Raw genomic sequence first — 14198 nt, forward strand, 5'->3', positions numbered from 1 at the left:
GCACTATAGACCCGAATAAAGCCTAAAAATCAGCGTCAGGCGTTATTCTTGTGAATATGACTATTGCAGTGTGCCCGGGCTCGTATGATCCAGTCACGGCAGGGCATTTGGACGTTATTGAACGAAGTGCGCGTATTTTCGAAACGGTTCACGTCGTCGTGGCCGTAAATTCCGCAAAAACCCCGATGTTTTCGGAAAAGACCCGCGTGGACGTCATCAAGCGGGCATTGGTAAAAGACGGTTATCCTAACGTGATAGTCGCTTCGACCGACGGATTGATCACCGACTACTGCACCAAGGTCGGGGCATCGGTTATCGTCAAAGGTCTGCGCCAGAACGGCGACTACGAGGCCGAACTTGGAATGGCTCTGGTCAATCGCAAGCTTTCCGGCGTCGAGACCATGTTCCTGCCTGCGAACCCGATACTTGAACATATTTCCAGCACCATCGTCAAGGATGTGGCGCGTCACGGCGGCGACGTCACCGGCATGGTGCCCGATTGCGTGGTCGGCATGCTCGCCGAGCAACTTCAGAAAGAAAAGAGTCAATGATGGCCGAAGACAAAAACCTCAGCGACGAGGAAGACGATACCGTTTCGAAGGTCATTCCGGTCGACAATCTCTCGTCGAACCATAATAACCATAATGAAGAGGACGGCGATCAAGAGGCTTCCGGCGCTTCCAGCGCTTCTGTTGACGTCGGCGACGAAACCGTCGAAGCGAGCGAGAACACAACCGACGAAACCAACGAGAACGATGATTCATCTTCCCCGAAAACCGCCAAGCCGCTTTTCGTTTCGCCTTCCGAACTCCCCGACCTGCGGGAACACCATGACGATACATCTGCCGACGATGACGATATCGACGATTCGGCCGACACCGATGCCGCGGATGACGCCGAAAGCAAAAGCCGCGACGAATTCACCACGGTCTATGACATCATCGACCAGATGAGCGCTTCCATCGAGGAGACCAAGTCGAGCATTTTTGCGCCCGGCATGGTGCGCCTCGACCGCGACGAGTTCTTGGACCAGCTCGGCCAGCTGAAGGCCATGCTTCCCGTCCAGCTCGAACGCGCCTCCTCTCTGATGCGAGAGGCCGAGCGCCGCTTGCAGAACGCACAAAGCCAAGCACAGGCCATCGTGACCAAGGCGCAAAGCCAGGCCGCACAAATCAAGCAGAACGCCGAGGAACAGGCCCAGATTCTCGCCGGGCAGGAGCGTGTGGTTGACATTGCGCAGCAGAAGGCCCGCGTGATCCTGGACGATGCGCAAGCCAAGTCGACCAAGCTCGTGCAAGGTGCCAACGCCTATTGCGCCGACGTGATGAAGGCCTTGAAAGACCAGGTCACCACCTACGACCGCGACATCCGCAACGGCATCGACGTCATCGACAAACGCCAGCACGAGGCCGCGGCGCAACTGGAAGCAACCCAAGCCGACGCCCTCGCACACGCGCAGACTTCGGCCCAGAAAACCGAATAACGTAAACAGCTGTAGTATTACACAGCAATAAACAGCCAGATTCGAAAGAACGATAACGATATATGAGCAGACCTGAAGATTCGCAATGGGCCGTGAGCGTGGGGCAGATTATCTCCCGTCCCGGCCAAAGCAAAACCGTTGACGCCGAGTTTCCCGCCCCGAGCGGCATCGGTGACAATGTCATCGGCGTCAAAGAGGGAGCGCCGGTCAAGGTAAGCGGCTCCTTCGATTCCATCGTCGACGGACTGATTTTCACCGGCCGTTTCAATGCGCCGGTTCACGCCGAATGCGTGCGTTGCCTCACTACGATCAAGCGTGACTGGAATATGGACGTCACCGCGTTCTTCCCTTACGATTCTGCCAAAACCAGCATCAACCAAGATAACGGACGCGGCAAGCACGACGAGGATATCGACATTATCGCCGGCGAAGACGAGTCGGAAGACACGTACCCGCTGAGCGCGGATTGCAATTTCGCCGACCTCGAAGCCCTGCTGCGCGACACGTTGGTTGAGAACCTGCCGTTGCAACCGCTGTGCAAGCCGGATTGCAAGGGCCTGTGCTCGCAGTGCGGCATCAATCTGAACGACAATCCCGACCATCATCACGACGTGGTCGACAACCGTTTCGCCGCCCTGGCCGGCCTGAAAGCCGAGCTGGAAAAGGAAGAGGAACAAAGCAAATAGAGCTTGTACCGAGATGGCGTTAGACTTGTCTACGCTTAAGCTCAAATTGTTCGAACGAAATAGAGGAATACCATGGCACTGCCAAAGTACAAGACTTCGCGAGCCAACACGCATTCGCGCCGCTCCAACTGGAAGGCCAGCGCGGCCAAGACCGTCGCCTGCCCCAATTGTGGTGCGCCGACCCTGCCGCATATGGCTTGCCCGAGCTGCGGATCCTTCCGCGGCCGCGTCTATCGCGAGGCTATCAGCAAGTCGCTGAGCAAGTGAAACGCTAGCAATAAAAGCCCTGCCATCGACGGGTGGCGGGGCTTTTGCATCTCTAAAATCTTTTGCATCTTTGAAATAAGGAATTATGCCTCAAGATACCAATACCAACACCACTTCAGAAACATCGTCGCCGCAGCAAGAACTGCTCAAGCGCCTGGGCACTACGCTTTCACGGGATCTGCTGGTGCAGGCACTCACCCACCGCTCGTTCTCGCACGAGCACGAGGGTGCGCCGAACTACGAGCGCTTGGAATTCCTGGGCGACGCGGTACTTGAGTTCGTCTCAACCGAAACGCTGTATCGCGTCCATCCAGACATGAACGAGGGCCAGCTTGCGAAGATGCGGGCGATGGCTGTTTCTGAAAAGGCACTTTCGCAGATCGCGCGCGAAAAACTTCAAGTAGGGCCATATATTCTGCTCGGCCATGGCGAAGCGGAATCCGGCGGCGCCGAGAAAAGCTCGATTCTCTGCGACATCGTCGAATCGCTGATCGGCGCGACGTTCGTGGAGCACGGCATCGACGAGGCGCGCAAAGTCGTGCATCATCTGGTCGACGATGAACTGAAGAAAGTCGCCACCGAAGGGCCAGCGCTCGATTGGAAGACCTCGCTGACCGTCAAGGCGCACGGCATGGGACTTGAGGACCCGCGTTACCGCATGTCGGTCGGAGGCCCGGAATACGCGCAAGTCTTCACTGCCCGCGCCGTCGTGGGCGAAGATGACGAAGTGCTCGGCGTCGGCACCGGTTCCAGCAAACGCAAGGCCCAACTTGCCGCTGCCCGCGAAGCCTGGCACGAACTCGATGACCACCCGAGCAAACATCAGGCGAAAAAGCACCATCATCGTGATAATTCTGGCGCAGACTCATCTAAAGCAAACTAAGAGCCACCACTTCACTCTGCTTCACTCGTTCCTAAAGCGGTCTGAGTACCCTCTCCTCCGTTTTCTTTCGCAGATTCGTCCAACACGGTCTGAGGACCCTCTTCTCCTTCACCTATTTCCGTAAGTTCGTTCAACGCAGGCTGGGTATCTTCTTCTCCCAAGTCCATTTCTCCAGAATCACCCAAAGCAATCCGGGAGTCGCCTCCTACCCCTTCGCCAGAAACCACGTACTCGGGTATACCAATATCCCTCATAATCCGAGTAGCCGTTTGCCAGTATCCGAAACATTTGCGGACGCGCCTCACGCAGCAAACCGTCACCACGAGTGTCACCAAAGCCGTGAAAACGGCCAATACCGGATACCCGATGTCTATTACTTTGTGCCCCGAAATCACGCAATTGCCTCTCCCTTGGTGCATATGCTTTTGTATATATTCCTGCTCGTCAGCAGGGGAATCACCTATTCCTGCTACTTCGCCATTTTCGATACTTGACACGGTCCGAGCCGACACCTCATCCCATCGGCCTTCCAATTTCATATCGGAAACCACTGGCGTGTTGAAAGCATCTTCCGGATAATTATCACGCCCATACCACCAGCCATCGAATCCGTGCGTGTCATATGTCATCGGAAGCTTAGGAAAACGTACTATATCGCCGTCACGCACCTTTTGGTCGGGAATATGCCCGTAAACATGTGAGTTAGATCGGGCGACGAACGAGACCTTATGCATCTTCACCGGCCGTATTCCGCGAATATGCCGCGAAACCGTACCCGCCATTCTTGCGGTAGGCAATTTGGACGAAGCGTCAGACCATGTCAGGGATATATGGTCGGCGTCCCCCACAGACTTCCACGTCACCACACCCGTCATAGGATTGTAATGGCCCGATTTCGGATATATTGTCGGCTTGATATAGGTACCATCGAAATCTTTCGCCGTCTGTAAGCTCAGATCGCTCGGGTCGGCATCGGCAAGCAGTACATACTGCCTTCGCAACAAGGGAGAGTCCCTGAATTTGGCCGGCAACGAAGCGTCGCGAACCGAGTTGCCATCAAGCTGTGCGTTGTAAGTATGGGGCATTTTCGCCAGGACCGCGATATTGCTGATGTTGTTGTTTTCAGCATCAAGTTCCTCCAGCTTGTGGCAATTGGCAAGGGGCGAAATATCCGATATCCGATTGTCGGAAAGATCGAGCGTGTTCTCAAGCTTGGTAAGCCCGGAAAGCGGGGAGATGTCGGAAATTTCGTTCCTGCACGCGTCAAGCTCTTGCAATTGCGAAAGGCCACGCAGCGGCTCCAGACTTTGAATCTGGTTGTAGTCAATCGACAATAACGTCAACGAACGCATGCCAGCCAACGCTCCGATATCAGCGATATGGTTGCAGCCAACCCATAGTTCGCGCAAATTGACCAGCCCCTGCAGCGACGAAATATCTTTTATCGCGTTGCTGCTCAAATCAAGTTTACGAAGATCAGTGAGATCTTTGAGAGGCGAAACATCCTCGATACTTCTCTCTGCAAAATTTTCATTATGCTGCTCGCCGGCATACAGCTCCTGCAGATGCGTCATGCCCTGCACTGCTTCGATGGAATCAAGAGAGTTACCCGTAACATCCAAACTGGTGAGATTGACCAGACCGGAAAGCGACGAAATATCGCTGACATTGTCTTCGCTGATGTCCAATTTGTTGAGGTTGATCAGACCGGAAAGAGGGGCAACGCTTTTTACGATATTACCTGACATATTGAGGTGGGTAAGGGCGGTAAGCGCAGCCAAAGGAACCAAATCGAGAATCTGGGCAGAACTGTTTTGCCGTGTCACAGACAACGTCTGCAACGATACAAGGCCGGCAAGCGGCGATAGATCGCTGATTTGATTGTGGCTGCAATAGAGCGTCTGCAGTTTAATGAGCTTGGCCAGGTCGCTGATATCGCGGATATCGTTGTTGTCGATATTGAGATAGGTGAGGTTGGCAAACTGCTCGATGCCCTTGAGCGTCTTGATCCTGCCGTTCAACTCACCAAATGCGTTGAGTTTCGTAGTAGTATCTACCATTTGCTGGGTAAAAATATTTGCGGTCTTAGCGTGCTCAGCCTTCGCGACATCTTTGGCAAGCGCTTCATCGGGAAAACACTCGGCAATGCTATCTTGACCGACCACACAATCGTGCTGCACGTCGGCCAAAGCGACGCCCGGAGCCAGCAAGAGCGAAAACAATGCCAATACTGCCAACGCCAGCCTGACCAATGAGGCAGTGCATCGGTTCATCGGACGACCGTAATCACTATCGACCATAAACCCTCCATCCATAAAACCCCTATATACCCTAATTCATGAGATTCCCGGACCTATTGCACCTTGTCTTCAACAGTGCTCGGCTCTTTAGCACGTAAGCAACAGGCCAACACAACAAGAACAATAACGATTACCCCAAGTACAATCGGCCAAAAGAACAAAGCCAATTCACGCCATGAAAAATCCCAGCTGCCGCCCTCGTCACCACCGTCGGGATGGGTACCCACATATTCATCCTCGTCGGCCGGACCATCACAGTATTTCCCGCTCCGCGTTCTTTCCTCGTTGTAGAAGATGCTGGACGGATCCTCATCCCACCTGGCATTCAATTCCATATCCTCAGTGACGGGCTCATTGATAGCCTCAGGCCCAAATGAGATGTCTTTACCCTCGTCCTTGCTGTCTTTCACCCGCCATCGGTTGAATCCCCGTCCGTCGCACGTCATCGGGACATCAGGCACGCTCACCACATCTTCGTCACGCACCTGCTGGTCGGGAATATCAAGGCCGCATCCGTTGGTAAACGAGACCGTGTGCATCCGTTTCGGCGTCACTCCTTGAATATGCCGCGAGACCATTCCGATGAAGTCGGCGTCATGCATATCTTTGGCATCCCAGAAAGTCAGGGATATATGGTCGGCATCCCCCACGGATTTCCATGTCACCACCCCGGTCGCCGGGTCGTAATGGCCGTTTTTCGGATACATCTTCGGTTTGATATATTTACCGTCAAAATCCTTCCCGGTCTGCAGTGTCAACTGGTCGGGGGCGGCGTCGTCAAGCAATGTATATTCCCTGTTCAAATTTATTGCCGCCGCATCCCTCACTTTGGCAGGTAAAGTGGCGTCACGTATCGCATTGCCCTCGAGCTCCACGATCCAGATGCTTGACATCTTCGCCAAAACCGAGATATCGCTGATTTTGTTGTTTTCAGCCTCAAAGTCCCTTATCTTGTCACAATTGGCGAGAGGGGAGATATCCGATATCCGGTTGTCGGAAAGATCGAGATCTTCTTCAAGCTTGGTAAGTCCGGCTAGAGGGGAGATGTCCGAAATCTTGTTGTCGTCGGCTTTGAGTGTGCGCAGCTGCGTAAGACCGCGCAAGGGCTCCAGACTTTGGATCTCGTTGTAGTCAATCGACAACGACGTCAACGCCGTCATCCCGGAAATCGGGCTGATGTCGGAAATACGGTTACCGCCGATCCACAGCACATGCATATTGGCCATTCCACGCAACGGCGAAATATCGGCTATCGCGTTGCCACTCAAATCCAGCTCCTGCAAGTTTACGAGCGGTTCAAGCGCGGAGACATCGCGGATCTGCAGGCTGCCCCCGGTGTTTTGCTGCCCCGCGTACAGCTTGCGCAGATTCGTCATGCCCCGCACCATATCAATCGAACCGAGATCATTCCTGCTGATGTCGAGCCGGGTGAGATTTACCAAGCCGGCCAAAGGCGAGCCATCGATGATGCCTGCACTCTCGATATCAAGTTCGTTCAGATTGACCAACCCGGTAAGCGGAGCAACGCTTTTGAACCTAAGGTTATTGAGCCGAAGGACCTTGAGCCCGGTAAGACCTGCCAGCGGAGCAAGATCAACCGACGAGCGGGAGTCAGGATTTGAACCAGAATTATCCTGTTGAGTATTCAGGGAAAGCACCTGCAACGAGGTGAGCTTGGAAAGCGGTGAGAAATCGGTTACCTCGTTCCCGTTGCAATACAGCGTTTGCAGTTTGGTGAGATTAACTAGGCTTGCGAGGCTCTGGATATCATTACCGTCAATATTGAGATAGGTGAGATTCACCAGATTCTCGATGCCCTTAAGACTTTCGACTTCTCCGCTAAGCGATTTGAAAGCGTTGAGTTTCGTGGTGGCATCAACCATTTTCTGGGTAAAGACATTAGTGGTCTTGACGTGCTCGGCTCTCGCGACGTCCTTGGCAAGAGCCTCATCGGGGAAACAATCGGCTATGCTGTCGCTGCCGACCTTACAATCGTGCCGCACTTGCGCGGCTGAAACGGAACAAGGCGCGAATACCAATGCAATCGCCACGAATGCCAGGAGCGCAACCGACAATGTCTGCAGGAACGCCAGAACCGGTCGCTTGGTTGCCGTCGAAACAGACCGATCGGCCATCACCGCAACGTCTTCCTTGACCATAGTCCGCTCCTTTATTTGCTTTGATATTCCCGGTTATCACAACAGCCACTCGCAACGTACGTACGTATAACCGTAAACCAGACACACACGTGTATCACGAACAATAAGAATCATCCGCACAGAACAATGACAACAGCCTTGGGCGCGTATTTTTTGCGAGTTATAAGTAATAAATCGCCGTCTCGACGCCAATATTTGGGCAATAAACAGGTTTGCCGCGAGTCAGGCGTTATCATATCTACCACATCGACATAGCGCCGCGGCCTGCCAAGAACGGCCGATGCGAACGCCGAACGTCACAGCCATGCGGGCGTACACCATACGCAGCAGGTCACCGACAATCCTTATAAACCCCGAAGAGACAAGAGGAATGATGGTGTCACCAACGCCTTTACAGGCATTCAGCGCGGTGCCGAAAGCACCGAAAAGCAACAAACAGACTCTCATAAACGGCGAGAAGATGACCGGCGCGCAGGCGCTGATCCGCACGCTGGAAGATCTGGGCGTACAGGACGTTTTCGGTATTCCGGGCGGTGCGATTCTGCCGGTTTATCATCAGATTCACGACGACACCAAGTTCCGTTTCGTGTTGATGCGCCATGAGCAGGCGGCTGGGCACGCCGCCGAGGGTTACGCCGTGGCCACCGGGCGCGTGGGCGTATGCATCGTCACTTCCGGGCCGGGAGCGACTAATATGGTCACCCCGATCGCGGACGCGAATATGGATTCGGTACCGCTGGTCGTCATTTCCGGGCAGGTCGGCGTGGACGCCATCGGCACGGACGCCTTCCAGGAGGCCGATACTGTTGGTATTACCTACCCGGTCGTCAAGCATTCCTACCTTGTCACCGACGCGCAGGACATCCCGCGCGTGCTCGCCGAAGCGCACTATATCGCGCGCACCGGCCGTCCCGGGCCTGTGGTGGTCGACGTTTCGAAGACTGCGCAGATCGGCGACATGTATTACACATGGCCGCAAAAACTGCTACTTCCCGGCTATAACCCGACCACCAAACCGCACGGCCACGTGCTGCGCGAGGCAGCGAAACTCTTTGAGCAGTCGTATCGTCCGGTGCTCTACGTCGGTGGCGGCGCCATGCGTTCCAACGCTGGGACACAGGTCAAAGAACTCGCCGACCTGACCGATTCCCCAATCGTCACGACGCTTCCCGCCCGAGGCATCGTGCCGGATTCCGATCCGAAGATGTTGGGAATGCTCGGCATGCACGGCACGTTAGCTGCCACGGCGGCAACGCAGAAATGCGACCTGCTGGTGGCCATCGGCGCGCGTTTCGACGACCGTGTGACCGGCAAGATGGAGGCTTTCGCCCCCGCAGCCCGCGTCGTTCATATCGACATCGACCCCGCGGAAATCGGCAAACGCCGCCAGCCCGACGTACCGATCGTCGGCGACGTGGCTGAAGTGCTTGACGCGCTAAACGCCGAAATCAAGCGGAACCAAGCCATCCAAGGCAAGCCGAATCTCGCGGCCTGGTGGAGGCTCATCAACTCGTGGCGCGAAAAGTACCCGATGAAATACGACGAGAAAACGCCGGATGGTTCGCTTTCCCCGCAATGGGTCGTGGAGGAACTTTCGCGCCAGGCCGCGCCTTCCACCATCTGGGTTTCAGGCGTGGGCCAGCACCAGATGTGGGCCTCGCAGCTGATCGATTTCGAAAATCCGCACTCCTGGATTTCCTCTGGCGGGCTTGGAACCATGGGCTTCGGCCTGCCTGCAGCCATCGGCGCGCGCGTCGGTTCGTCCCGTGATTTCGGCGGCAAAAAGCCGGTCTGGCTCATCGACGGCGACGGCAGCTTCCAGATGACCTCCGAAGAACTTGCAGCCGCGTTCATCGACAACGCGCCGGTGAAAATCGCGATTCTCAACAATTCCGTTTACGGCATGGTCCGCCAATGGCAGACACTCTTCTACGACAAGCATTATTCGCAGACCAGCATCCAGGACGGTGAAAACACCGAAGACATCGTCAACGTCCCCGATTTCGTCAAACTGGCCGAGGCGTATAGCTGCGTCGGCATCCGCGCCACAACGCAAGACGAAGCGAAGGCCGCCATCAAGCGCGCAAACGAAATCAACGACCGGCCGGTGCTGATCGATTTCCGCGTTTACAAGGACGCGATGGTCTGGCCGATGGTGGCCGCCGGACAGTCCAATGACACCGTGACCTACAAGCCTGGCGTGCAACCGCTCCTGCATCATGATTCGACGGATCGCGTTGCCGATGACGAACAAGGCGATAACAATAATGAATCCGAAGCCGCCGGTGCTGCGGCCGCGGAAAAGTAAGGACAAGGCGAAAGGAATATCATGGCAATCTATCCTGCATCCACTCCGCATAGCGAGCGTCACACCCTGTCTGTTCTAGTCGAAAACCGCCCCGGCGTTTTGGCCCGCATAGCAGGCCTTTTCGCCCGCCGCGCTTTCAACATCAACTCGCTTTCCGTCTCCCCCACCGAACGCCCCGACATATCGCGCGTCACCGTGACCGCCGACGTCGAGCAAGTGCCGCTCGAGCAGATCATCAAACAGCTCAACAAACTGCTTCACGTTCTGAAAATCGTCGACCTCGACAACACCGACGCCGTCCAGCGCGAACTGGTGCTCATCAAGGTCGCGGCCAACGAGACGAATCGTTCCGACGTGCTGGAGATCGTCCGCCTCTTCCGCGTGCGCGTGGTCGACGTGCACCCCGAGTCACTGACCATCGAGGCCACCGGCGACGAAGGCAAGATCGACGCGCTGCTCGGCCTGCTGGACGACTACGGCGTCATCGAGCTGGTCCGCTCCGGCGCTGTCGCCGTGACCCGCGGCCCGCACGCGTTGAGCGAAAAGGTGGTCGGCAGCGAGATCACTGGAAGGTGACAAAGTAATTCATTAACATCACAATTTGCTAGGTGGATATGGCTTCAAGCCATATCCACCTTTTCATCTTGGCCTTTATGAATTCCCAGCAAGTCATTGTCGTATTGACATTCTGCTAGCACTTTGCTAGCATTTTGATAATTGACGTGTCAAACTTGGAGGTACTGATGGGCACAATGATGATTCGCGATGTTCCTGACGAGCAGATTGACATTGTGAAAGAGGCTGCGAAAGCACATAACCGTTCAATGGAAGCTGAAATGCGTTCCAATGTAGCACAGTGGACAGCAGCATGGGTGGCACATAAAACAATGACCTCAGCTGACTTATATGCCGAGATGCGCGAGTTTCTTGGAGATGGCGGACTTGAAGACGATGAGGAATTGGTTCCTCCGCGCGAAAAAGACGATGCAAGGCCAGTCGATTTCGGTGGTGAATCATGATCTTGCTAGACACCAACGTTATCAGTGAGATTTCGAGTAAAAAAAGACCAGACACTCATGTATTGTCGTGGTTTTTCAAAACTTCCTTAACGGATATGTATATTTCTACCATCACTTTGGCAGAACTTTTATATGGCATTGCACTATTGCCTGAAGGACACCGGAAAGACGAATTAAAGAGTGCTCTTTCTCCGCTCTTCACTCAATTCCAACAACGAACATTGCCATTCGCCACCTCTGCAACTGGTTATTACGCGGCGATGGCAGCACGGAGATATCACGCCAGTCGCAAGGTGAGTACACCAGATCTCATGATTGCAGCAATCGCAAAATCAAATCGCATGCAAGTCGCGACAAGGAATGTCAAAGATTTTGAAGATACAGGAGTGGAAATCATCAACCCTTGGGAATACGAAAATTAAAAACCGAAGAAGGTACTTATGACTCAAACCCTACCCAACAATCAACAATGCGGATCCAATGATTTACTGCTCGATATCGATGACGATATCTTGGCCGAGTTTACGAATATCGCCCATGCCGACGGCAAAACTGCCGAAGATGAAGCCCGTTCTCTAATCGAAGACTACGCAAGCGGAAAACTGGTTCGAGTAGATAAGCAATCGTAACGGTGAAGCACTTCGACAATAATCAAATAAATCAAGAAGACTTATTCGACCTGATCGGAGAGGTCCATCCACTCGGATTCCAGGGACTCGGACTCGGCTGAGTTGGCGGAGAGTTGCTCGTTGAGCTTGCCTAGGCCGACGTAATCAGACGGGTCGTGAGTGGCCATTTTTTGCTCGATTTTCGACTTTTCGGTCTCGAGTTTGGCGAGTTTGCGCTCGATGGCTGAGAGACGACGAGTAGCGTCGTGGAAGGCCTTGCCGGTCAGCTTAGTCTCGCCGGATTGCGAATCGGAATCGGCATTGTTGCCATTAGCATTTGCATCCACATTTGACGATTGAGATTCAGACGCACTACTTGAAGACGAGCCCTTGCCTGATGATTTTCCGCGACGATCGCCTCCGGTAACCTCATCAAGTGTTTCGCCGTTTTCGATTTTGCGAACCATTTCGAGATAATCGTCAACACCACCAGGAAGATGACGGACTTTCCCGCCAATCAGCGCGAACTGTTCGTCGGTCACGCGTTCAAGCAAGTAACGGTCGTGGGAAACGACAATCAGGGTGCCGGGCCAGGAATCCAGCAAATCCTCCATCACAGCCAGCATATCGGTGTCGAGGTCATTGCCCGGCTCGTCAAGAATCAGAACGTTCGGCTCGTCCAGCAGAATCAGCAAGAGCTGCATGCGGCGCTTCTGACCACCAGAGAGATCGGCGATTGGCGTCATTAGCTGTGCCGCCGAGAACCCAAGCCGTTCCATCAGCTGGCTGGTCGAAACCTCTTTGCCATCGACCTCATAAGTCGGCTTGTAACGGCTCAGCACTTCCTTGATTTTGTACTTGTTAAGCTTCTCCAGCTCATCGAGCCGCTGTGAAAGCACCGCGAACTTCACGGTTTTGCCGATTTTGACATGCCCGGCCGTCGGCGTCAACGTGCCGTCGATAATCTTCAGCAACGTTGATTTGCCTGCACCATTCGCCCCAACGATGCCGAACCGGTCTCCCGGTCCGATCAGCCAAGTCACGTCATCAAGAATCTTGCGTCCACTGACCGTCACCTTTTGCGCCGAAGAGGTGACAGCAGGGACCGCCTGTTCGTCAGATTCCGCATCATGCTCTATGCCGTCTGCCTGGCTGCCGCTATCGGAAGTCGTCTCAGCAAGATCATTGGCGATAGCGTTATTGGCCTCGACTTCAGATTTTGAGTTTGCGGCTTCGGCTTTTTGCGCCTTCGCATCCACCAACCGTTCATCATCCAAGTCATCAACGGCCAGCTCTACGGAGCCCATGACTTTCGGTTCCTCGTACAAAGCAGGGACCACATCGACGCGAGACGCAGAATTTTCTGCATTATTCGCAGAATCTGACGAGTTGGGAGATTCACCTTGAAGGTGCTCAAAAATCTGAGTCACGTCGTTAAGATCGACAACCTGCTTGCCGAGCCTCGAAGTCGCCATCTGCTTCAATTGCAAGGTGTTACGCATCGGCGGCACGTCGGCGATGAGCTCGTTGGCCTGCTTCACGTGGAATTTCTGCTTGGTGGCGCGGGCACGAGCACCGCGGGTCAGCCACGCCAACTCTTTGCGAGCGAGATTGCGACGACGTTCCTCGCGGATATCGGCCTGCCGGTCGCGTTCGACGCGCTGAAGCATATAGGCACTGTAGCCGCCTTCGAACGGGTCGATCACCCCGTCGTGCACCTCCCACATCGACTCGCAAACCTCATCAAGGAACCAGCGGTCGTGGGTGACCAGCAGCAACGCGCCCTGCCCCGCGGCCCAGCGGTTCTTCAAGTGTTCCGCAAGCCAGTGAATAGTGACGATATCCAAGTGATTCGTAGGTTCGTCGAGCGCAAGAATATCCCAATCCTTCAGCAACAAACGCGTCAAATCGGCACGACGCCTCTGCCCGCCGGAAAGTGAACCAATCTTGGCGTCGAGGCTCAGGCCGCCGAGCAACGCCTCGACGATTTCGCGCGAACGGGTATCGGAAGCCCACTGGTAATCCTCACGTCCTTCGAGCGCGGCTTCACGTACGGTAGCGTTATCGTCAAGCGGATCACGCTGATCGAGCATGCCAAAAGTCAGCCCGTTATGGGTGGTCACGCGTCCGGAATCAGGTTGCTGCGTGCCAGCCAGCAAGTGCAACAAGGTGGACTTCCCATCGCCGTTTTTGCCGACGATGCCGATACGGTCGCCCTCGAAGACGCCCTGCGTCACATCAGTGAAAATGGTTTTGGTGGCGAAATCAAGCGAAACGTGTTCAAGTCCCAAGTCATAAGTCGGCATAGTGATTCGATGGTACCGCCGCCTATCAACACCCTTTAGCCAGCAACCAAATCGAGTCCCGCACATTTTCACGATTACGGGCACACCAATTCGGACATGAGACAAAAATCACAATTTTGGCCTCATTTTCCTGATTTCTATCGCGTCCTCGATTGGAGATGCGATTAAAAATCAGCCTT

Annotated in this window: 13 protein-coding genes; 10 read left to right on the top strand and 3 right to left on the bottom strand. The window is 54.5% G+C overall.

The features are described 5' to 3' along the window. The first annotated feature begins 56 nt into the window (after positions 1-56). The 5 genes from coaD (at position 57) to rnc (ending at position 3319) form a co-directional block, all read left to right on the top strand. Positions 57-551 (top strand): pantetheine-phosphate adenylyltransferase, encoded by a 495-nt coding sequence (gene coaD / locus OZX62_RS08535; protein WP_277175768.1) that lies wholly within the window; start codon positions 57-59, stop codon positions 549-551. Beyond that, positions 551-1483 (top strand): cell division protein, encoded by a 933-nt coding sequence (locus OZX62_RS08540; RefSeq protein ID WP_277175769.1) that lies wholly within the window; start codon positions 551-553, stop codon positions 1481-1483. Before coaD ends, OZX62_RS08540 begins: the two co-directional genes overlap by 1 nt. A gap of 62 nt (positions 1484-1545) precedes the next feature. Further along, the gene (locus OZX62_RS08545; RefSeq protein WP_277175770.1) at positions 1546-2169 is read left to right on the top strand and encodes a DUF177 domain-containing protein; all 624 of its coding nucleotides are present in this window, start codon (positions 1546-1548) and stop codon (positions 2167-2169) included. Positions 2170-2241: 72 nt separating this feature from the next. Continuing rightward, on the top strand, positions 2242-2436 hold the full coding sequence (rpmF, locus tag OZX62_RS08550) for a 50S ribosomal protein L32 (RefSeq protein WP_277142447.1): 195 nt from the start codon (positions 2242-2244) through the stop codon (positions 2434-2436). Between the two features lie 85 nt (positions 2437-2521). Then, the gene (gene rnc, locus OZX62_RS08555) at positions 2522-3319 is read left to right on the top strand and encodes a ribonuclease III (protein WP_277175771.1); all 798 of its coding nucleotides are present in this window, start codon (positions 2522-2524) and stop codon (positions 3317-3319) included. Between the two features lie 11 nt (positions 3320-3330). Here the strand turns inward: rnc and OZX62_RS08560 are convergent, their stop codons facing one another. Then, complete coding sequence (locus OZX62_RS08560; protein ID WP_277175772.1) at positions 3331-5571, bottom strand: leucine-rich repeat domain-containing protein; 2241 nt, start codon at positions 5569-5571, stop codon at positions 3331-3333. 101 nt (positions 5572-5672) lie between these two features. Next, complete coding sequence (locus tag OZX62_RS08565) at positions 5673-7778, bottom strand: leucine-rich repeat domain-containing protein (protein ID WP_277175773.1); 2106 nt, start codon at positions 7776-7778, stop codon at positions 5673-5675. A gap of 373 nt (positions 7779-8151) precedes the next feature. Between OZX62_RS08565 and OZX62_RS08570 the strand changes: the two genes are divergently transcribed. From OZX62_RS08570 to OZX62_RS08590, 5 genes are all read left to right on the top strand, one after another. Beyond that, positions 8152-10086, top strand: a complete 1935-nt coding sequence (locus OZX62_RS08570) for an acetolactate synthase large subunit (protein ID WP_277177086.1) — start codon at positions 8152-8154, stop codon at positions 10084-10086. A gap of 21 nt (positions 10087-10107) precedes the next feature. Further along, positions 10108-10662: an acetolactate synthase small subunit gene (ilvN, locus tag OZX62_RS08575; protein WP_277158158.1), complete on the top strand. Its 555-nt coding sequence runs from the start codon at positions 10108-10110 to the stop codon at positions 10660-10662. A gap of 167 nt (positions 10663-10829) precedes the next feature. Further along, entirely contained in the window at positions 10830-11105 is a 276-nt protein-coding gene (locus tag OZX62_RS08580; protein WP_277175774.1) for a DNA-binding protein, read from the top strand. Further along, a complete protein-coding gene (locus tag OZX62_RS08585; RefSeq protein ID WP_277175775.1) occupies positions 11102-11527 on the top strand; it encodes a type II toxin-antitoxin system VapC family toxin in 426 nt (141 codons plus the stop codon). The genes OZX62_RS08580 and OZX62_RS08585 overlap by 4 nt, the downstream gene beginning before the upstream one ends. A gap of 18 nt (positions 11528-11545) precedes the next feature. After that, positions 11546-11734 carry a hypothetical protein gene (locus OZX62_RS08590; RefSeq protein ID WP_277175776.1) on the top strand — a complete coding sequence of 63 codons (189 nt, stop codon included), beginning with the start codon at positions 11546-11548 and terminating at the stop codon, positions 11732-11734. Between the two features lie 41 nt (positions 11735-11775). Here the strand turns inward: OZX62_RS08590 and OZX62_RS08595 are convergent, their stop codons facing one another. After that, positions 11776-14019 carry an ABC-F family ATP-binding cassette domain-containing protein gene (locus OZX62_RS08595; protein WP_277175777.1) on the bottom strand — a complete coding sequence of 748 codons (2244 nt, stop codon included), beginning with the start codon at positions 14017-14019 and terminating at the stop codon, positions 11776-11778. Positions 14020-14198 lie beyond the last annotated feature (179 nt).

The sequence above is a fragment of the Bifidobacterium sp. ESL0690 genome, assembly GCF_029392315.1.
GTDB lineage: Bacteria > Actinomycetota > Actinomycetes > Actinomycetales > Bifidobacteriaceae > Bifidobacterium.

Coding starts and splice junctions, on each gene's coding strand:
- coaD (WP_277175768.1), top strand. CDS start 57: ATGACTATTGCAGTGTGCCCGGGCTCGTATGATCCAGTCACGGCAGGG.
- OZX62_RS08540 (WP_277175769.1), top strand. CDS start 551: ATGGCCGAAGACAAAAACCTCAGCGACGAGGAAGACGATACCGTTTCG.
- OZX62_RS08545 (WP_277175770.1), top strand. CDS start 1,546: ATGAGCAGACCTGAAGATTCGCAATGGGCCGTGAGCGTGGGGCAGATT.
- rpmF (WP_277142447.1), top strand. CDS start 2,242: ATGGCACTGCCAAAGTACAAGACTTCGCGAGCCAACACGCATTCGCGC.
- rnc (WP_277175771.1), top strand. CDS start 2,522: ATGCCTCAAGATACCAATACCAACACCACTTCAGAAACATCGTCGCCG.
- OZX62_RS08565 (WP_277175773.1), bottom strand. CDS start 7,778: ATGGTCAAGGAAGACGTTGCGGTGATGGCCGATCGGTCTGTTTCGACG.
- OZX62_RS08570 (WP_277177086.1), top strand. CDS start 8,152: ATGGTGTCACCAACGCCTTTACAGGCATTCAGCGCGGTGCCGAAAGCA.
- ilvN (WP_277158158.1), top strand. CDS start 10,108: ATGGCAATCTATCCTGCATCCACTCCGCATAGCGAGCGTCACACCCTG.
- OZX62_RS08580 (WP_277175774.1), top strand. CDS start 10,830: ATGGGCACAATGATGATTCGCGATGTTCCTGACGAGCAGATTGACATT.
- OZX62_RS08585 (WP_277175775.1), top strand. CDS start 11,102: ATGATCTTGCTAGACACCAACGTTATCAGTGAGATTTCGAGTAAAAAA.
- OZX62_RS08590 (WP_277175776.1), top strand. CDS start 11,546: ATGACTCAAACCCTACCCAACAATCAACAATGCGGATCCAATGATTTA.
- OZX62_RS08595 (WP_277175777.1), bottom strand. CDS start 14,019: ATGCCGACTTATGACTTGGGACTTGAACACGTTTCGCTTGATTTCGCC.